This is a genomic window from Neorhizobium vignae (genome assembly GCF_000732195.1).
GTDB classification, from domain to species: Bacteria; Pseudomonadota; Alphaproteobacteria; order Rhizobiales; family Rhizobiaceae; genus Neorhizobium; species Neorhizobium vignae.
In genome coordinates, this window is record NZ_JNNU01000039.1 from 1 (window position 1) to 18,572 (window position 18,572).

General features: G+C 56.9%; 15 protein-coding genes and 1 pseudogene. 7 read left to right on the plus strand and 9 right to left on the minus strand.

What is annotated here, in order from left to right; translation table 11 throughout:
• Positions 1-178: 178 nt before the first annotated feature.
• On the plus strand, positions 179-916 hold the full coding sequence (locus GQ59_RS29730; RefSeq protein ID WP_037088423.1) for a HipA family kinase: 738 nt from the start codon (positions 179-181) through the stop codon (positions 914-916).
• On the plus strand, positions 913-1,746 hold the full coding sequence (locus GQ59_RS29735; RefSeq protein WP_037088425.1) for a DUF3037 domain-containing protein: 834 nt from the start codon (positions 913-915) through the stop codon (positions 1,744-1,746). Before GQ59_RS29730 ends, GQ59_RS29735 begins: the two co-directional genes overlap by 4 nt.
• A gap of 16 nt (positions 1,747-1,762) precedes the next feature.
• Here GQ59_RS29735 and GQ59_RS29740 read toward each other — a convergent pair whose 3' ends face one another.
• The gene (locus tag GQ59_RS29740) at positions 1,763-3,019 is read right to left on the minus strand and encodes a PAN domain-containing protein (protein WP_244448097.1); all 1,257 of its coding nucleotides are present in this window, start codon (positions 3,017-3,019) and stop codon (positions 1,763-1,765) included.
• 183 nt (positions 3,020-3,202) lie between these two features.
• Here GQ59_RS29740 and GQ59_RS29745 point away from each other — a divergent pair, with 183 nt between their 5' ends.
• The 5 genes from GQ59_RS29745 (at position 3,203) to GQ59_RS29760 (ending at position 7,020) form a co-directional block, all read left to right on the plus strand.
• Positions 3,203-4,222 (plus strand): site-specific integrase, encoded by a 1,020-nt coding sequence (locus GQ59_RS29745; RefSeq protein ID WP_037088427.1) that lies wholly within the window; start codon positions 3,203-3,205, stop codon positions 4,220-4,222.
• A 978-nt stretch (positions 4,223-5,200) separates the two neighbouring features.
• Positions 5,201-5,827 carry a hypothetical protein gene (locus tag GQ59_RS30800; RefSeq protein WP_051904283.1) on the plus strand — a complete coding sequence of 209 codons (627 nt, stop codon included), beginning with the start codon at positions 5,201-5,203 and terminating at the stop codon, positions 5,825-5,827.
• Positions 5,820-6,209 carry a hypothetical protein gene (locus tag GQ59_RS32225; RefSeq protein WP_152564519.1) on the plus strand — a complete coding sequence of 130 codons (390 nt, stop codon included), beginning with the start codon at positions 5,820-5,822 and terminating at the stop codon, positions 6,207-6,209. The genes GQ59_RS30800 and GQ59_RS32225 overlap by 8 nt, the downstream gene beginning before the upstream one ends.
• Positions 6,210-6,434: 225 nt before the next feature.
• On the plus strand, positions 6,435-6,836 hold the full coding sequence (locus GQ59_RS29755; protein ID WP_037088428.1) for a hypothetical protein: 402 nt from the start codon (positions 6,435-6,437) through the stop codon (positions 6,834-6,836).
• Positions 6,823-7,020, plus strand: coding sequence for a hypothetical protein (locus GQ59_RS29760; RefSeq protein WP_037088429.1), 198 nt, complete (start codon positions 6,823-6,825; stop codon positions 7,018-7,020). Before GQ59_RS29755 ends, GQ59_RS29760 begins: the two co-directional genes overlap by 14 nt.
• Here the strand turns inward: GQ59_RS29760 and GQ59_RS31630 are convergent.
• From GQ59_RS31630 to GQ59_RS29800, 8 genes and pseudogenes are all read right to left on the minus strand, one after another.
• Positions 6,994-7,422 (minus strand): recombinase family protein, encoded by a 429-nt coding sequence (locus GQ59_RS31630; RefSeq protein ID WP_084683352.1) that lies wholly within the window; start codon positions 7,420-7,422, stop codon positions 6,994-6,996. The genes GQ59_RS29760 and GQ59_RS31630 overlap by 27 nt on opposite strands.
• A 454-nt stretch (positions 7,423-7,876) precedes the next feature.
• Complete coding sequence (locus GQ59_RS29770) at positions 7,877-8,143, minus strand: M48 metallopeptidase family protein (protein ID WP_037088433.1); 267 nt, start codon at positions 8,141-8,143, stop codon at positions 7,877-7,879.
• Between the two features lie 205 nt (positions 8,144-8,348).
• Positions 8,349-10,358: a UvrD-helicase domain-containing protein gene (locus GQ59_RS29775; protein ID WP_037088434.1), complete on the minus strand. Its 2,010-nt coding sequence runs from the start codon at positions 10,356-10,358 to the stop codon at positions 8,349-8,351.
• A gap of 102 nt (positions 10,359-10,460) precedes the next feature.
• Positions 10,461-10,835, minus strand: coding sequence for a hypothetical protein (locus GQ59_RS29780; RefSeq protein WP_037088436.1), 375 nt, complete (start codon positions 10,833-10,835; stop codon positions 10,461-10,463).
• Positions 10,836-10,839: 4 nt separating this feature from the next.
• On the minus strand, positions 10,840-13,722 hold the full coding sequence (locus GQ59_RS29785; RefSeq protein ID WP_037088437.1) for a site-specific DNA-methyltransferase: 2,883 nt from the start codon (positions 13,720-13,722) through the stop codon (positions 10,840-10,842).
• Positions 13,712-14,635: a hypothetical protein gene (locus GQ59_RS30805; RefSeq protein WP_051904284.1), complete on the minus strand. Its 924-nt coding sequence runs from the start codon at positions 14,633-14,635 to the stop codon at positions 13,712-13,714. Before GQ59_RS30805 ends, GQ59_RS29785 begins: the two co-directional genes overlap by 11 nt.
• Positions 14,632-15,324, minus strand: a complete 693-nt coding sequence (locus GQ59_RS29795; RefSeq protein WP_152564520.1) for a hypothetical protein — start codon at positions 15,322-15,324, stop codon at positions 14,632-14,634. Before GQ59_RS29795 ends, GQ59_RS30805 begins: the two co-directional genes overlap by 4 nt.
• An 11-nt stretch (positions 15,325-15,335) precedes the next feature.
• Positions 15,336-18,394: pseudogene (locus GQ59_RS29800) on the minus strand (BPTD_3080 family restriction endonuclease).
• Between the last annotated feature and the right edge of the window lie 178 nt (positions 18,395-18,572).

The window sequence follows — 18,572 nt, forward strand, 5'->3', positions numbered from 1 at the left end:
CTCTCCGCCACTATGAACCTGGGCCCCTAACGCTTTCCCCGCGATCTGCTGATTTTTCCGGTCTTTGATGTTGGTGCAGAGATTGGCTGAGGCCACACTCTCGGCACGTCCTCGCTCTTGGACTTCCATTTCCGTTATGATCTAACAGCCGATCAGATGGATGTCGCGCGTGGAATCGATGCCGGTCGAGATCGATGAATTTATTAGACGCTCGGAGCAGGGCGCTACCGAGCCCTACATCTGCAGAGGTGTGGACGGGAAGGTCTACTTTATCAAGGGCAAAGGGGCCGGCTACGATTCGCTGGTGAAAGAGTGGATCGCGGGTCAGCTCGCGCTACGGCTTGGTTTGCCTGTGCCGCGCTTTTGTATCGTCACTGTTCCGCGAGAACTGTATGAAGCAGGTCGAAATGGAGCCCTGCGAGACCTGGGATCTGGGTTCCTCTTCGGCTCGGAAAACGTAGAAAATGCCAATGAAATGTCGTTCGTCAACATCCAGCATGCTCCGGCAGCGTTGAAGCGCGATATTGCTGCATTCGATTGGTGGATCCAAAACGGTGACCGGACGCTAACTGACGCTGGCGGTAATCCTAATCTTCTCTGGTCAGAGACGGCTCGTCGACTCCTTGTCATTGATCACAATCTAGCTTTCGACGAAGAAGTAACCCTTCATTCACAGCTGGAAAGTCATATTTTCCGGAGTTCCCTGAGCGAGGTTTGCGACCACGCGGATCTACAGGAAAATTATAATGCGAGGTTTGAGAAGGCCTTGATGGACCTGCCCCAGATCCTTGGTGACATCCCTGAACGGTGGCACTATGTAGACGACGCTTGCACGATCGATATTAACCTGTCGCTCGATCGTGTCGAGAACATACTCAAGCGACATAGAGTGCCGGCGTTTTGGAAACGAACATGAAGAAGCATGCTGTAAGCTATGCGATAATCCGTTTCCAACCTCATGTTGAAACGGAAGAGTTCGCTAACATCGGTATCGTGCTCGTAGCGCCGCGCGTGAGCTATCTGGACTTCAGGTTAGAAACCAGACGACTGAGCAGACTGACGAGCTTCTTCGACAGCGTCGAGGGAACGACCATTCGCGACGTGCTTAAGAGCTACTATGTGGAGCTCAAGCGTATCAAGGATCTCGCCGGACATTCAGGTGACGGACAGAGCAGGTTTGAGTTCGAGCTGAGCGACAATGCAGAGCACCTTTTCCATGCCTTGACGAAGGATCGGGAGGGGATCATCCGATTCAGTGATGTTCGCTTCGCAATGACGGAAAGCCCCAAGGCAAAGCTTGATGAGCTATTCGATTATTATGTGAGGCGGAATTTTGCGAGTTCGGTCTATCGCGAGGGGCTCTTAGAAAAGCACGTTCGCAACATGCTCCGGCTTCGGGCGATCGACAAAAATTTCAAACGCCGGACTTTCAATGACGGAGTCTATTCGGCGACGTTCCCTTTCGTCGAAATAGCTGGAGACAAGCCGGTCAAAATTTTGAAGCCGCTCTATCTGGGCCAGGATGACCCTACCCGTATCCTTGACCACGGAAACAAATGGCTCTTTACCATCAACAGACTGAAGCAGTTGCTGCCTCGTGACGTTGTATTCGCCGTTGAGGGACCCACCGGCGACCCCTTAAGGCGGCGGGCATTCCAAGAGGCCGTTGATCAGTTCCGAGCAAGTAATATCACGGTCGTAGATGCGACCGTCGAGCGCGAGCTGGTAAAAGCCGCTACTAACTAGGACGCACCGCCCTGAGCTACTGGAGACTTATGATTTTAGCCGGCGCAAACGTCTCTAGCTTCTTCAGGCCGGACACTATGCCTTTGCCGGACATCGGAGTCCCAATCGCTCCCTTCAGCCAGCACTCCCTCTTTGGTTTGATGTAGGTGAAGGCCACACAGCGCTTCTCGTCGATGCAAGCCAGCCTGCAGTCGAGCGGCGTCTTCGCTGCCGGATCGGGCCGACGGGAAAGATCTCCACCAGGGAGATCAATGTCCTCGTAGAGAGCGGTCGTCGGATCAATCGTCCCGAGCGTTACAGAAGAAGGGTCAGCCTCGGCGCCGCTTAGGAAGCGGCCGGAGAATGCAACGCTGTTGCCGTCGGCTCGACCGGCGCTCGACTTCAAAAAGCAGTTCGGCCCACGCTTGATCTTCGGATTTGAATTAAATGTGAAGGCCTTGCATTGGCCGTTCATCGCCAGGCAGCTTTTCGCGCATTCGCCTGCCTCCTCTACTCTGATCGACGAAATATCGTCGCCGAATAGATCCAGGCCGGTGTAGATTGCGATGCGGTTGGGCCTACGGGTGAATTCCTCGAGAGGCGATAGTTTGGCCTGCGGCGTCGCCGAGGCAACCTCAGTCCCGACAGGCGCTGCCTGCGATGGCAGTTTGGTATCTACACTAGAGACCGGCACTGGCACGTCAACTACAGTTGGGGACGATGACTGCTCTCCGCCTGCTCGGTTGAGTTTATACCGTTCGACCTCGTCCTGGCTGAAGACGTGCATGTCGTTAGGGGGCGTCTTGAACATGACTTGCATCACGTCCATCGGTGTCCCGAAGCGATTAAGGACCTCTATGATGTCAGAGATTGCGAGCTGCGCGCCGACCAGGTCCGGCGAGTCCGACGAGATTTGGTGGACGCCGAGGGCGCCATCGACCTTACGCTCACTGCCGGCAAGAAAAACGAAGGAGCATGCTGAGAAGCACTTGCTGTCTTTCGGGATATAGGTCGCCAGCTTCCGTTGGTGGATATCATCGGCGATGAGCAAGCCCATCTGCACATTGCCGCCTGGGCTGTTGAGAGTGACAAGCTTTGCGTTTGGTGCCGCTTGCAGCGATCGGCGAAAGGCCAGGCCGGAGTTGACGTCGATCTCGCCGTTGAGCGCGATGACATCCGGCTTGGCGTCGTCAACCGTAAAAGGGCCAAACGTCTTCTCGGCTGCGCTCGCGCCGCAGATCCAAGCAGACGATAGCAAAATGCTCGCGAACACAGCTCTAAGTCGATGATGCATGACACGATACCCTTACCCGCGACCATCAAACTACATCGGCTTCGAAGGAACAAGGGTCTGATGACGGCCTGATAGATCAACTTTTAAGTGCGGTTAATTGCCAGCTCCTCGCGTGCCGGAATTGTCCTTGGCGCCCTCAACGGGGCATCCTACGCATCATCTCGATCACAAACGGAGATTGAGATGGCTACAATCAGAAAACTCAGAGGAAGATGGCAAGCACAGGTCCGTCGGCGCGGTATGAAACCCCGCGCAAAGAGCTTCGACAGCAAAGCCGAAGCGGAGAGGTGGGCGCGAGACCTGGAAACGCAGGTGGATCGCTTTGGCCTGGCGCCGGACACCAAGATTCTGGAGACGACAACGCTAGGCGCGCTGCTGGAGCGTTATCAAAAGGAGATTACGCCTCAGAAACGCGGCGCGGTGCAAGAAGACCAGCGTATCGACGTTCTCCGGCGTCACGAACTATCGCACCGGACGCTGATCGGGCTCAGCCAGCAAGACGTTGCGACGTTCCGTGACGAGCGCCTGCAGTCCGTAGCTCCATCTACAGCCGTGCGTGAAATGGCGATCCTCAGCCACGTGCTTGAGGTGGCTACGCGCGATTGGGGAATGCCGCTTGCGAAGAATGTCGTTAAACTCGTGCGCCGCCCGGTGATCCGAAACGAGCGCAGCCGGCGCCTAACAGGTGACGAGGAGCAACGGCTTCTCGATGGTTGTGATGCTGGTAAGATCCCGTTCCTTCGAACACTGGTGATCGTTGCGATCGAGACCGGGATGCGCCGTGGAGAAATCCTAGGGCTGAAGTGGGCGGACATCTCGCACAATCGCCGGGTAATCACGCTGACGATGACCAAGAATGGATCAGGGAGAGAGGTGCCGCTTTCTCAACGAGCATTCGAGGCGCTGACGCAGTGGAAGGATGATGGCGACGTCGATGCATCGACTGTATTTCCGATGAGCCCTGGTGCCCTGGAGCAAACCTGGCGTCGCCTATTGATACGTGCTGGCATTAAGAACCTCCGCTTTCATGATCTTCGCCACGAAGGTGTCAGCCGCCTGTTCGAACGCGGTCTGAACATGATCGAGGTTAGCAGTATCTCAGGGCACAAGGAGCTACGGATGCTGAAGAGATACACTCATCTGTTTGCCGACGATCTTGTCGCTCGCCTGGGCGAGGCTTCACCACACAAAGAACACGCATAAGGACGTTGCCAAAAGTTGGCGTTTCAACTTAAGAGAGTTGCAGAGCGCCAACTTTAGAATGCGGAAGGCGATCAGAAAGACAACATGGCGCCTGATTTCCGGCTCGAAATCACCGATTTCAGCACGCTAAGTTGACAGAGCTTTACGTTTGATTGGCACTTCTTGCCGATTTCGATCGTTTTTGCCAAGGCGTCAACTTCAGATGATTCTAATATTATCAGGGGCGGCAGCGTCCGCCTTTTTGTTTAGTGGACGGTGCGAAATTTCGCATCGGTAGACTTACGTCCTGGGATGTCCGCCGCGATTTCCGGCGAGGGAAGCCTTGTGTGGTAGTGTCGAAAACATTTCCGGCACTACAGGTGGACCTCATGCTTTACGGAAAATTTCGCTGAGTCAGCTAGTCTGCCAAGAGCTGCATCTGACAACGGAGCTCGCACTACCGAGGTAGCTCTCATATTGTATCCGCCTGACGGACGTCATGGATTTCGGCGGCTCCGTATTGTTCATTTGCTCCTGGGTGCCGCAATCCTCCTGTGCCGCTTCACACTCTCATTCGGCAATGACCTGCCGGGACGCGAAGTCCTAGAAGCCGTCAACGAGCTCGATGGGGATGGGTTTTGCGTCCACCGACGTCCGGGGACGGATCCTCCCATGTCGTTGAAGTCGATACCGGCGCGCGTAGGCGAACTCAGTGAAGAAGCATTACACCTTCCAGCATCGCCAGCTATATTAGCTCGCCTGGGATGAACCTCGAGGGTTAAGGCACGACGAGACAATCGTCTGCATCTCAGAGGGTTCGAGCTATAAAGTAAACAAGGCAAGAGCGCATTGACGATCGCTTCAGCAACAGTCCAATCGTCGCTCGCTCACGACTTGCGTCATCTCAGGGCTGTTGACGCTATAACGGACTCAAGCGGCGATGTGCGGCTTCCGCACAATTAAAAGGAGCCGTATCGTGCGGCGTCCAAGGAGCTTTCTATGGCACGTGATGGAATGATCTTGGCCCAGCGCCTGGATGAGATTGTTCGTATGCGGATGCTTCTGCATCCGAAGAACTGGAAGGCGGAGAGCGTGTTGATGATGAACAGGTGGTTTGACTATCGGTTCACCTCTCCTCTTTCGCTGACCCTGCGATTCGGCGAGATCTACATGGAAAAGTTGCGTGCTCATATCCGCCGCCACGAGGATGTGGGAAAGGCGGATACCGTGAACGGCACAAGGGAAGGAGTTCCCAATGAGCCAGCGAAGTGGTTCACTATTCTTTGGAGGGCGCGCCAACGGGCCGACGACTTCTTCCTGCCTTACGACGCGTATATCGAGTTCTGCTTCGATTTCTCTTCGCGCCGCAAGCGCCGTTGGACGATGTTGCCAAGCCAGCTTCATCCTTCGATCAAGAACCGGGACGCTTGGCTCGATAGCTTTGATCGGTTCTATGCGGATCGCGCCGCTGCTTTGGTCAGGAGTGCCGGTGAGATCCCCCAGTATCGTCTGGAGAATGATCTTGGCTTGCCCGCCCAGGTGCAGTTTCGGGAGATCATGCTCTCCGAGATGCCGTTTTCCAGCCGCAGAATGGCAGATCAGATTGCGGAGCGCGTATGTGGCTAAGCGACATCTGGACCTTGCTTCGGCACTCGAACAGGTCGCGCCGGACGATCGTGAAGAGGTAAGAAACCGCGCGCAGTCGAGTCTTTCGCATGGCGACTGGCCGGAGGCCCCGTTAGTCAAGCTCGCGCCATCTCAGCAGCTTCCGAGTTGCTTTGGAATTGCCGAGAGCATCAATGCTGAGGGATCTCATTGCTCCAATTGTCCGCTGGTGGATAAGTGCTCATTGTTCGGGCGGAAGGCCATGGACATTACTGCTCGGTTGACCGGTCACTCATCACCGCTATGGGAGGCCGACAAGCGCCGGGTGGCCAACAACGTCGCCAATTGGCGGGCAAGTAAGCTTTCTGCCCAGGAGGATCTGATGTGTCCGGAAGCCGGGTGAGTTAACTCGTGACACCCAAATGTAATCGCTCCCTATATGTATACCTTCTTAAAGAGAAGTATAAACATAGGGAGCGATTACATCCTCCGGCTTCCTCCTCCTAAAAGGTAGCTTCTACAAGCTATCCCGGGAAACGGAGAACCCTCGTCCCAACAATCAAGAAAGACGATACCACGCCGCCTTCCGGCGGCGTGAACGATGACCCGCAACCATAAGGAAATAACGATGAAGAATGATATGTCGGATCTGCGCCGGTTCTTCCGGAATAGGTTCGAGCGCCTCGTCACCTACAATGACGCGGATGGCTCCCGCGCCGGTGATGGTTCCGCCATCGGATTACGTGAACTGTGCGAAACCTTGGCTGCTGATGATGAGAAGTTTCCCCGCTACTATGACCAGGATCTTCGGCGTCTTTGCGGCCACGAGGCTGGCACCTGGTTCCGCTCAGAACGCACTTACGGCGATGTCGCCCGGCTCGTCAATCGCGTGCTCGACGCGCACAGCATCGGAAATACCCGACCTAGTGGCTTTTGGGTCAGTGAAGTTCTTGACTGCGGCACTCTCATTGACGGCATGCGCCGTCCTGATCTCGCCTCTAACGGGAGGCTGAGTAATGCTCAGCACTGAACTCAAGCAGCGCTTGGCTGAATTGGTCGAGAAGTGTCGTCAGCAGGAGCTCGATTTCTTCGAGATGCTCGGACGGATCGATCAGCCCATGGCCAAGCAGTCCAAGCCCAGGATACGTGTCCAGGCAATTGCACACCGCTGGTCGCCACGGGTTGCTTTAAACGCCGGGATCGAAAGGGAATAGCAAGCTCTGCTTCATCCCGCGCACGAGAGTGCGAGGATGCACCTTGTATCGCTCGGCGAGCACGTCGAGCGATACCTTGTCGGTTGCCAGGGCGTCGCGAGCCTCGAGGATCTGGTGCGCCGTGAGCGCAGGAGGGCGACCTATAAAGCTGCCCCTCGATCGGGCTGCCGACATACCAGCTTTCGTTCGCTCGCTGATGATAGCACGCTCAAATTCCGCCATCGCTGCCATGATATGGAACGTCAGACGGCCACCAGAAGTGGACGTATCGATAGCCTCGTTGAGCGACCGGAACTCGACGCCTCGCTTCCCAAGGTCGTTGAATTCATGCGCACGCCGCGCATTTGGCTGACCTGTTTCGACGGCGGTCGTCAGGTCATGTCGATCGACACTGCCGATGATCTCGACCCCTGGCCTTCAGTCGCCGATACTCATGATGTCGTTGCGGATGCAAAGCTTGTTTCTCAGACGGGGTCTTTCCCGGAGCTTCGCACCAAGCTAAGCGCTTCGCGCGTTACCCATCTCATGACCATCAGTGTCGACGTCACCGGCCGTGCGGAAGATGTTGCGCGCTCGTGGATGCAGGGTTTCCCTATCAAGGTAAAGGCGTCGCCAGGTGGAGGATTGAAGGATCTCGACTTAGTCATCTTTCCCGAAGCCAGGAGCCCTGCGTTCCGGACGGAAGCTGCAGCCCTAGTTCGGGGTTGTGAAGTCTTGGCCGGACACTAGGCGACTCGCAATCCCGGTGCCAGGGAGACTCACCTGCGCGTTTGGCACGTTGAGAGCTGCGAAGCAACGTCCACGAGCACCGAGCCAGCCAGTAAGCGTTCTCGAGTCAAAGAACGCTTACCGCTCGCTAGACTAACGGCTCCACCTTCTCCCACCCCAGCATGTGCTCGTTCTTGTCGAGCCAGGTCTTGCGCTCCTGCCAGTCCGGCAGCACGCGCCCCACGAGGTCCCAAAACTCCGGCTCGTGGTTGCGGTGCTTCAGATGGCACATCTCGTGAACGACGGCGTATTCGAGCACGGGTTTTGGCGCGAAGATCAGGTGCCTAATGGGCCGGTCCTTGCGGTTGTCCACGAGTGCAAAGTCAACGACCGACTGATTGGAGGTCGCAACCATAACGCGCTATTCAGTATTAACCTTGAAGTTCGACGTGGGCGAGTTCAGATTGTGGCTTAACTTATGCGTAGGATGTCTGGATGATTACGGGAATCATTCGCTCACAGGCAACAAGAAGTCTGCTGCGGTCCTCGATCTGAACTCCCGCTTCTTCAACGAGGCGGGCGCGAGATTCAAACTGGACGCAGCATGACGGTATGCCCTGTTAATCGATCAGATCATCGAGAAATTCCGATGCCGTGCCGCTCGCAGAAATCCATAAGCGTTCGCGCGCCCGAGTGGCTGCTACGTAGAGCAAGTGGCGCTCAGTGTCGTAGATCTCCTTCAAAGCTCGCTCATCACTCGCCTCAAGCAATCTCCGCTCACTCGGCAGCACGTCTGCGTCGCAAGCCATGACCGCAACGGCGCGGAACTCCTGACCCTTTGCATCATGCATGAGCATAACCCGGATGTTGTTGTTGCCGGACGCGGCTACGGCCGCGTGAGCGCGCGCTAGCTCGGCTTCGGATCGCACGAGAAGGACGATCGTTTCCGGAGCAATTCCTTGCTGCAGCCCCTCATTGATCCAGCTCACGACAGCAGTAATTTCCTCATCAGGCGCGTTGAACAGATGCAGGTCCGGTGGGGGGCCGTGAAACACGGAAGAGACACCCAACCTGCTATCTTCGCCACCGTCTGCTTCTAGCAGGCGGGGTGGCAAGAGCAGGTCCGACTTCGAGCGGATCTGGTGTGAGGTCCGGTAGTTCACCTTGAGGCTACGGGAACGCCCCTGGATGTCCACGCCTGCAGCCTTCCAGGGAAAGGGCGAGCGGAAGATGCGTTGACCGATATCTCCCGCGAAGAATAGGCCATTGGGCCGCCCGCCTGAGATGGCCGCAATTAGGTGGAGTTCAGGAACAGAGATATCCTGCGCTTCGTCCACGACTATGTGCGTGAACGGAGCTTCCCCCAGCTCTCGCGCCAGCCGGTGCATGAGGCCGGCTTCGGTTTCCACTCCGCGTTCATTGAGAGCTGCGCGCACTCTGGCAAATACCTGCCATAACTCGTCGCGTCGCGACGTTGCCATTCGCACCTTCCTGCCCAATCGCGGCAGATCACGATAGGTGTCCGCATCACGAACGCCCCAGGCATCGACGATGAGGCGCCACTCGTCGGCAAGAAAGCTTGGCCCGATATCCGTATTCTCTACCGCAGCCGCGTGCTTCAGGAGCCCATCCACTTCAGTATCGGAGGCGATCGTTACGTCTCCCAGGCGCTCAGCGGCCAGCGTCTGCGCAATATCAGAAAGGGTGCCAACGGTAACGCGCGAGGCGATTTCGGGATGTTTGGCAGTCAAGCGGCCCAGCTTCTTAGCAAGCCCTTCCGCGAGCTGTGGAGAGAAAGTCGTCAGTAGAATACGGTGGGTGGTGTCTTCTCCGGCCAATCTCACCGCCCGATGGAGAGCTACAACTGTCTTGCCGGTGCCTGCAGAACCAATGACTCGCGCAGGTCCGTTGAAGTTGCGCTCAACAAACTCGCGTTGGGCGGGATGGAGAAAGATCGCCCAATCGTCCCAAGGGGCATCGAGCGCTGCGGCAAGCTCCGCCTCGTCGCCCACGACTATGAAGCGCCTGCGAGCATCGGGGTGCGCGTAACCCGTCTGGTCGCCAGTGGCAATTCGGATGGTCGGGACCTCACCCACGGCTGCAGCGAGCAGTGCCTCCTGCGCTTCGTCCGGCAGGTGACCAGCGATATCAAGCACGGTGTCTTCGGTCGCTTGTCTTACCGTGTTCAACCAGTCCTGCGGCACGCCCCAAGTCAGCAGTGTTTGGTCAGCGACCTCAGCGAATATCTTCGGTTTTCCAACTGCTTCTTCGACATATCGCCGAATGACGATTTCTTCGATGGTCTCACGCACCTCGACGATCTGTGCCGCCCCAGTGGTCGGATGCTCATCGACACGCCGGCGCTGAGCCCAAGCATAGGCATCATCGTGATGGTCGACATAGGCGAGGAGTGTATTGCCTGCGCGTTTGTGAAGGACGATGCGAATGTCCTTGTTGACGCGAGCGGACCAAAAGTCAGGATCCTGGCAGCGGTCAATCCGATGAAGCGACAGACCCGGGCTCTCCGGATTCTGCTGGATGTCGAAAGCAGCGACTTTTACCGCCGCCTGCTCCTGTCCGGTCAGTTTGTCGAGCGCCTTGGTGAAGCTAGTGGCGATGAGGACAGTCATGGAGCCAACACCACGATAAGAGCGTGATCCATATAGCCCGTTTTAAATCTGGAGCTGCAACAGTATGTGATCCTACTTTTCCCGCTGAGATTACAGATCAAGTTACTTCCCCCACACAGCGTGGACTCGATGGAGCTCTTCAATCCAGCATCTCAAAAGGTCTGTTGTGTCGCGCCCCAAGAGCTTCGCCAACTCATAAAATCCTGGGCCCGGCTGCATGTCGCCGGAGCGATGAACGACAAGAACGGTTAGCAATCCACGGCCAGCGGCATCCTCTTCTTGCGATATCTCACCGAGGAAATGGAAAAAGCGCTGGTCGTGGGCACCGAGACGAATGCTTCTGATGTTATTGGCGAGCTCCGAGTAGGGGATCATGCCTCGAACTCGCGCACGAGAAATCATGATCTCTTTCGCTTCTGCTTTTGCGCTCTCCCAATCCCCTGCAGCAAATCCGTGGATGAAGTCTTTGCGCAGCATTGTCTCATACCCCCAGCACCTTCATCACCTCGTCGCCGAGGTGATTGATGACCTTGACCGCAATACGCCCGCTTTTAGGCCTGGCGAATGGACGTGACACAGTGCGCTTGAGGCTGTCCCAGGCCTCCTCGTCGATCTCGGCCTTCAGCGTTGACCGCAGAGCCTTGTAGGGCACGTCGGCGCCGGGAAAATATGCCTGACGCACGAAGAAGCTCTCACCGGAATAATCGGTATCGATGAACCAGCAAGCGATGTCGTCAGGTTCGGAGCTCACCACCTCACCGGTCGCTGGCTTGAAGATGTCGACCCCCTTGAGTTCGACGCGGTAGCGATCGCCATCCTTCTGCAGTTCGATCTCCGGCTCGCCAAAGACAACGAAAAGGTTGCCGCCGCCTGCCTTGAGGTCGCCCGCCATGTGCAAGTCGGCGTTCATGCGCGCATGGAGGATCGGAACGCGGCCCAGCTTGTGCAGCTCCTGCGCATGGGCCTCGAAGTTGAAGGCGCAGGCGATCACGATGTCGAAGCCGGCATCAGCTGCCTCGCGGGCGCAGGCGACCAGATCGGGACGGCTCACGGTGCCGTATTCCGGGCCAATAAAAATAGCTGCCCTACGCTCGACATCTCCCTCCATATAGCGACCTTCGGCGCCGATCCATTCGCCGGGCCAGGGTGCCAGCGTGTCGAAGCGGATCGCATCGGCCTTGCCGGACTGATGCACACCCGCCTTCGCCAGGTTCTCCATAATGGCTTTGCGGAAGTTTTCAGCCTCGCGCTCTTCGCGGGTGCGCAGGCCATCCGCAGCATTCACCTCATCAATCAGTTCGCCATACTCGTCCACTGGAGAGATCGCATGAGGCGAGAGGCTCTCTACTGTGAAGGGACCCGCAATGCGAATGCGCTTATTATCTACATAGGGCTTATCATAAAGATTCTCGAACTCGGCTTTAGCAGCGATTGAGGCGTCTATCTCCCTCTGACGTGCGATTCTTGCCATCCAGAAGTTTTCGAGCGCCTTTTTGGCTGCCTGCGGCCAGCTGTCAGGCGCTTCGCGCGGAATTTCCCACTCCATAAGCCCGTTTGCAGGCGCCTCCTCACCGGAGGGTAGTGTCACCTGACCAGAAGCGGTGAAGGCGATGGACTTGCCGGCACGACCGCCGGTCTCGATCTTGAACGGGCTGTTGTGACCCACGAGCGCAGCGTTCAGCGCAGCTCGCGCGTCTTCCACTGCTGGCTGCATCTTATCCCAAATAACGTCAATTTCGGTATTGTTAGCAATCGATTTCAGTGTGATATGCGGCACACGTTCGTATACGAAGCCATGGCGCACATCACCGTAGGTAGCTCCCATCGCCGGTGTCGAGCGCGTTATCTCAGCGGTCTTTTTCTGGCCTTCAGGACTATCGGCGAGGATATACCAAGGATACTTGGCACCCATAATTCGAGCTCTGGTGAGAGCTAGCGCAACCCTGGACGTGTCAATGGTTATCCAGCGTCGACCCCATTGCTCTGCAACATAGGCAGTAGTGCCAGATCCACATGTCGGATCAAGCACCAAGTCGCCAGGGTCGGTCGTCATAAGAATACAGCGCTCAATTACTTTCGGGAGGGTCTGAACGACGTAGACCTTCTGCAGCGTCTGATTATCTCCGGAACTGGCATCCCCCCACACGTTAGCATAGGGAAAGGCAGCGAAATCTTCGATTCCCCTTAGATAGGTTAGAGTCTTGCCTGCTCCGCGTCCATACAGTCTACCAGCGCTGACTAATCGGCGAAGTCCCGGTATTGACGTCTTCCAGTGTTGGTTATTACCGCAGGGATAGACAACCCCATCATGAGCAAATGGTTTAGACCCCTCTGTAGTCGCTCCTTGAGACCTCAAATTGTCGAGGCGAAAGACGCGTCCGCCCTCGGACAGCTTCCTTGTGCCAGCCTTTTCAGCCTTGTCCAAATTCCTAAGGAGCCCGTCGTCACTTCTCAACAAAGTATATTCAGCAGCCCCTTCGCCACCAACCTCTTTAGTCCGATAGGGCTGACGAAACTTGACCTTCGTAGCGTCTCTGCCGAACCATATGAGATAGTCGGTCACATTGGGGAGAGTTGAGGCCGCATGGCCAGTGGTTTTTGTGAAGGTGATCAGGGAGAGGAAGTTCTTCTCTCCGAAGATTTCATCCATCAGTGCGCGGACACGGTGCACGTTTTCGTCACCAATCTGCACAAAGCAGCTTCCGCTCTCTGTCAACAGCTCACGTGCAACCGTGAGCCGGTCGCGAAGGTATGCAAGATAGGAGTGGATACCGTCTCGCCAAGTATCGCGGAAAGCCTTCACCTGTTCTGGCTCACGCGTCAGGTGCTCAAGCTTTCCATCCTTAACGTCGCGTGACGTGGTAGACCACTGGAAGTTGGAATTGAATCTGATGCCGTAGGGCGGGTCGATATAGATAGCCTGCACTTGGCCCTTCAGCCCTTCGCGCTCGGCGAGCGAAGCCATGACTTGTAGCCCATCGCCCAGGATCATCCTATTCGACCACTTTCGCGTGTGACGGTAGAACTCGATCTCCGCCTCGCGGTCCTCCTCCGTAAGGCCGAAATGCCCAAACAAGTCCTCAGCCTTTCCGCGGCCATTCCTTAGGTCGTCTATAAGCGCCTTGGGGTGGACCTGCTCCTGCAGAAAGATAGGCGGCGCGTCGACCGTCAGATCGGCCTGATCCGGGTCCTTGCCACGCCAGACGAGCTGCGGGTCGAGATCGCGGTTGCGCCTTTCCCACGCCGTGCGAATTGGCTTCTTGTCGTCGTCGGTCAGCACGGGCTCGAGTTCAGCCGGAGGAATGTTGGCGCGTGTCTCGCCATGCGTGATGATGTCCACCGGCGTCTTGTTTTCATTCGCCATCGGTCGGCTCTCCCAATCTTGCTTGCAGCGCGGCCGTGTAGCGACGCCTTTCTTCCTCGAACCAATCAACCAAGGCCGGCCAATCTTCTCTCATGCCGAAGCCTGGCGCGCGTTTCCTGACCAGGAAATGATCTTTCCCACCATTAAACGCGGCGTCCAGATCGCGCTCTAGCTCGTCGCGAAGCGGCATGAGCAACGTGGCGACCGCTTCTCTGTCCCCGGACCAGGGAGGGCGAACATAGACGCCGCAATCCTTGCGGGCGATGTAAGCGGAGAAAAGCAATCGACCGCCAGCCACCGGCACCCAATAGTTCCAACCGGACTTCGGCTTTACGGCAGCAATCTCCGGGTAACGTTCGGCGTATTGGTTCCAGAATTCGGCTCTGAGCAGCGACTCGGCATCATTCGAAACAGCAGGTCTCGCCGCCTCCTTCAGCTTTCGGTCCCAGTGGTTCGGCTTTTCCAGCACCTCAAAAATCGGAGCAAAAGGACTGTCTCCAATGCGGACAACACGCAGACGCACTGCGAAAAAAGCAAAGTCGTCGGCCGTGTGCTTATTGAGCCAGCGGATCGCAGAAAGGTGCGGCTCGCGGAACTTCGGCGCGATCCAGATGACCGTGTGTGCTTCCAGGCCCGAAAGGTAAGTCATGATTTGACCGAGATGCGTGTGGTCCGTCTGATCAAGCTGGTTCTCGATCAGCACCACGGTGCCGTCGCTCGGGTTTCGCGCCAGGATATCGGCTGCGAAAGTGTCTACGGCGATTTCGGTTCCGGTAATATCGAGGGGGATGCCGACTGCTTCCGACAATTGGTCTATGTTCTCAGCCAGCCATGGCGTGAAAGATAGCGCCTCATGCGGCCAGGCTTCACGCGGGATCAGATCCATTAGGCGTCCGAAGGTGACATCGGTCATGTTGAAACCTTGATGCCCAGGCCGCCATCCGCGGCTTCCGCCAATTGCTCTCCCAAAGAAATCAGGGACTGCTGCAAGGCATCGGGCAGGCTATTGGCAAAAGCCATCGCCAATTCGCGCCTCTCCCCCAACGAAGGAGTATCCCCCAGCATCATCAAAAGAACGTCAAGCACACGCGTTCCCGACAAGGATGGCAGGCCGTGGTCCGCGATAAAGTGATCCAACGCTGCGGCATGTTCAACCAAATCAATCTCATCCAGGCGTCGATAGAAGCGCGTCATCTGATCGATCGGGCCTTGGCCTCCGGTTCCGAGCCCTGCTCTCGCCAAGCGATCACAAGGTGTCCACCCCTCGGGGCGAACGAACCAGAAGAGCTTGGTAGTCCCCGACATCAGGCGAAAACGCGTCGTGTGCTGCGTATGATGGCCATCTATAATGCCGGCAAGCTGTTTCGCACGCGCCTCCAGTGTCGGAAAATCTTGGTTCGCGGCAAGCGACAGGCTCTCGATGAGTTCATCGATGCCGTCATTGTGCAGATTGCGAGCGAAGCGGTAATATCCCGCTATCTCACGCACGTCGTCTGGCGTCAGCCCGCCGTGAACCGCGATCAGTCGCTGTCGCGGGGCATCGAACCAAAGCCACCATCGCAGGCGCTCGCAGAGAGCGATGAACAGGTTCTTCTCTGCCAAGTGCTCCGGAATCATGCCGACACAGTTCCGCGTAGTTCCGCAATCACCCTATCGAGTTCCAAACCAAAATCGTAAACGCTGCGCAACTCCTCAAATCCCCATCGCCCGTAAGCGCCAAGCCGGTTCACAGCCGGGATCCACTTGTTTTTTATTGTCTCAGCCTTGAGCATCGCATCATGGCCGCGGAAGCCCTTTACCTCCAGGACCAGGGTGAGCGGCGGCTCCCCTTCAGGCACTTTCACGCGCACCAGATAGTCGGGATGATAGCGGTGCGGCTCCCCTTCCTTTGAGTATGGCACCTCGAAATGCAGGTTGTGGTTCTTGGCGTATGCTTCGACCTCTGGGTGGACGTCCAGGAGTTCGGCGAGCTTGTTTTCCCAGTCCTGGTCGGTGACGATCCAGTTGATGTGGCTGCGTTCAGGGTTTGGCCAGTGCCGGTTGGCGCTCGAAGTGTTGAAATTGACGGAAGCAGTTGAGCCCTCAGGTGCATAGGGATCAAGCACGGCACGGATGATCGGCTCGCCACCAGGCTGGTCGATCAACACGCCCATCAGCAGGTCACAAACTTCGTCAGCGAGCTGGCGGTAGCGCAACTGCGCAGGCCGTGTATCCCCCTTGCAGACAAATCGATCCGAATTAAGCCACTGCAGCACGATGCGCTTCGCGTGCGGGAACAAATGGGTTTTTGGTGCGCCATTCGGGTCGCGGAGTTCTCCGAGACCCAGTAGCTGGCGATATCGAAAGCGATAGTTGATAGGCGCTTATCGTCCAGATGTGTGAGACCGATTTGGTGTTGCTCACCGACGATACCGGACATTTGAACCACTGTGGCACCAACCTTGTCGGGCGTGAGCACATAAGGCTCCATTCGCGACAAGTCGACGTCGATGCGCTCTCGGGGGAAGTCCGTGCGGAAACCCTCGACCCGTGGGAAGGATATTTCGAGGTGGTCGCGCTCGGGACTCATCGCATGAACGTGCACGACCTGCCGTGGGGGCTGCGGAGGCGCGGGGCGCGCCTGGTCCGAGAAGTTCAGTCCGTCTATACCCATAATGTCGGCATATTCGGTGCGGAACAGGCCGGTATCGGGGTCGAGCTGATATGACATGCGCCGAAGTGCACGGCCAATCACCTGCTCGCAGATCAATCTTGAGCCGAACGCACGCAATCCCATGATGTGCGTGACGTTGTTCGCGTCCCACCCTTCCGTCAGCATCGAGACTGAGACAACGCAGCGGATCTGCTCCCCAAGGCGGCCCTTGCGGCCGACGGTGTTCATCACCTCGCGCAGGATTTCCGCCTCGCTAAGCTCGCCGGCGCCGGGATCTCTACGTAGACGTTCTCGCTTGAATGCTTCGATCTCGGTCGCGTGGGCATCACGGAACCCCTTGTCGATCTCCCCGCCGCTTTCAAGCGCCGCCGAGTCAATCAGGATTGTTCGGGGCTTCTCGAGCCGCTGATCGTGGTCGTCAAAGTTCCGGAAGAGCTCCAGCTCGCCCTGGCGGACGCGCTCCTGATCTTGCTCGTCTGTGTAGGTGTAGCCCGCAATGTAGTCGCGGACCATTTCCGAATTGGTCGTGTTGTTGCAGACCACGATGAAAACGGGCGGTATTCCGACCTGGTTCTGCTCCCAGAGGCGGAAGGTTTTCTCGTAATGTCCGTAGAGAGCATCGAGCGCGACCTTAAGCTCGATCGGCAGCTTGTGCGGATCCGGCTTGCCCTCACCTTTTTTACGCTTGTCCGGCATGCGTTGGCGTATCTGTGGCCATAGGTTCCGATACATCACCTGCTGACCATCCGCCCGGTTGTCAGCAATCGGCACGCGCGGCAGTTTCACGATCCCGCACTCGATGGCATCCATCAACGAAAAGTCCGTTACGACCCAGGGAAACAATGTGCCCTCTGGCCAATTTGAGCCACTGAGAAAGAATGGCGTGGCCGACAGGTCGTAAACCGCCCGCACCCCCAATTGCCGCTTAAGCGCTTCGAGTCCAGACATCCAGAGATGTGCGGCCTCTGCGTTCTCCTCCGCTTCCTTACGCTCTTCACCTATAAGCTTGATCGCCTCTGCGACCGGACGAGCCCGGTAGCAGTGATGCGCCTCATCATTGATCACGACGACGTTCTTATGACCCATAAGGTCGCCCATCACCCGTCGGATCATCTCTCCTTCGGTTTCCAGTGTCTGTAGGGTGTCTCCGTGGCCTTGGAGCACTTGGCGGGTTCCACTCGCAGCGTCAAATCCGTCCTGCAGCTTGAACTTATGGAAGTTCGTTATGACGATGTCCGCCCGCTGAAGGTCAGGCAGCAGATCACGCGGCACAAGGTTCAGCTGGTCATAATAGCCATGCTCGTCGTTCGGCATCAGCACTCGCAGGCGGTCCCTAATCGTGATGCCGGGTGTCACGATCAGAAAGGCTTTCGAGAAACGTTTGCTGGTTGGCGAACGCACCGCATTCAACGCCTGCCAAGCAATCAGCATGGCCATTACTGTCGTCTTTCCGGCGCCGGTCGCTAGCTTGAACGCAATACGCATCAGGTCCGGCGCGGAATCGGATGGAGCTTCACCCTCAGCCTGCAGGGCAAAATTGTTGGCAGTGGATATCCAATTCAAGAATCGGCGTCCACGCGCGCCCATCTCTGGAGCTACTTCAGAGAGCCAAATGGCAGCCTCGACGGCTTCGAGCTGACAGAAGAAAGGACGTATAATCTGGGTATCATCCAGCTGTAGGGAGCGCCAGTGCTGCAATAGCCGTTGGGTGACCGGTGTCACCTTCCACTGCGAGGGATTCTTCAGTGCGCGCCAGGTATCCAGTTCCTGCCGCAACTGATTGATCATCGGCGACGGATTGAACTCGGTCGCGTCAGTCGACAGGTCATCGTTGAAGATAAGGCTCGACTGTGCAGATTTCGTAGTCGACGACGCCGCTCCCGGAAGCGCCGTCCAAAGCGCCGACCCACGACGCTGCTCAATTATTTGATCAGTAGGATGACCATTCAGATCGAGTTCCCAATGCCTGGTCGGCAGCTCGTAGGGAGCATTTATAATCGGCTTATCAAAGAAACTCATGCTATCTCCGCCCCCTCGCGGAATCACCTGAGGGGAATGGAGCAAGAAAGTCTCCGCGCATCAATACCCAGGATTGAGTTCTGGACTGACATTCTCATTAAGTGTGGCACAAATCGGCCACAGCCGCGGTTTGGGAGCTCGCGGCAGCTCCCGAATTGCCAGCCCCATGTTTGCCCGC

What these genes read in the sequence shown, in the direction of transcription:
- GQ59_RS29730 (WP_037088423.1), top strand. Translation starts at nt 179, where the DNA reads ATGCCGGTCGAGATCGATGAATTTATTAGACGCTCGGAGCAGGGCGCT.
- GQ59_RS29735 (WP_037088425.1), top strand. Translation starts at nt 913, where the DNA reads ATGAAGAAGCATGCTGTAAGCTATGCGATAATCCGTTTCCAACCTCAT.
- GQ59_RS29740 (WP_244448097.1), bottom strand. Translation starts at nt 3,019, where the DNA reads ATGCATCATCGACTTAGAGCTGTGTTCGCGAGCATTTTGCTATCGTCT.
- GQ59_RS29745 (WP_037088427.1), top strand. Translation starts at nt 3,203, where the DNA reads ATGGCTACAATCAGAAAACTCAGAGGAAGATGGCAAGCACAGGTCCGT.
- GQ59_RS30800 (WP_051904283.1), top strand. Translation starts at nt 5,201, where the DNA reads ATGGCACGTGATGGAATGATCTTGGCCCAGCGCCTGGATGAGATTGTT.
- GQ59_RS29755 (WP_037088428.1), top strand. Translation starts at nt 6,435, where the DNA reads ATGAAGAATGATATGTCGGATCTGCGCCGGTTCTTCCGGAATAGGTTC.
- GQ59_RS29760 (WP_037088429.1), top strand. Translation starts at nt 6,823, where the DNA reads ATGCTCAGCACTGAACTCAAGCAGCGCTTGGCTGAATTGGTCGAGAAG.
- GQ59_RS29770 (WP_037088433.1), bottom strand. Translation starts at nt 8,143, where the DNA reads ATGGTTGCGACCTCCAATCAGTCGGTCGTTGACTTTGCACTCGTGGAC.
- GQ59_RS29775 (WP_037088434.1), bottom strand. Translation starts at nt 10,358, where the DNA reads ATGACTGTCCTCATCGCCACTAGCTTCACCAAGGCGCTCGACAAACTG.
- GQ59_RS29780 (WP_037088436.1), bottom strand. Translation starts at nt 10,835, where the DNA reads ATGCTGCGCAAAGACTTCATCCACGGATTTGCTGCAGGGGATTGGGAG.
- GQ59_RS29785 (WP_037088437.1), bottom strand. Translation starts at nt 13,722, where the DNA reads ATGGCGAATGAAAACAAGACGCCGGTGGACATCATCACGCATGGCGAG.
- GQ59_RS30805 (WP_051904284.1), bottom strand. Translation starts at nt 14,635, where the DNA reads ATGACCGATGTCACCTTCGGACGCCTAATGGATCTGATCCCGCGTGAA.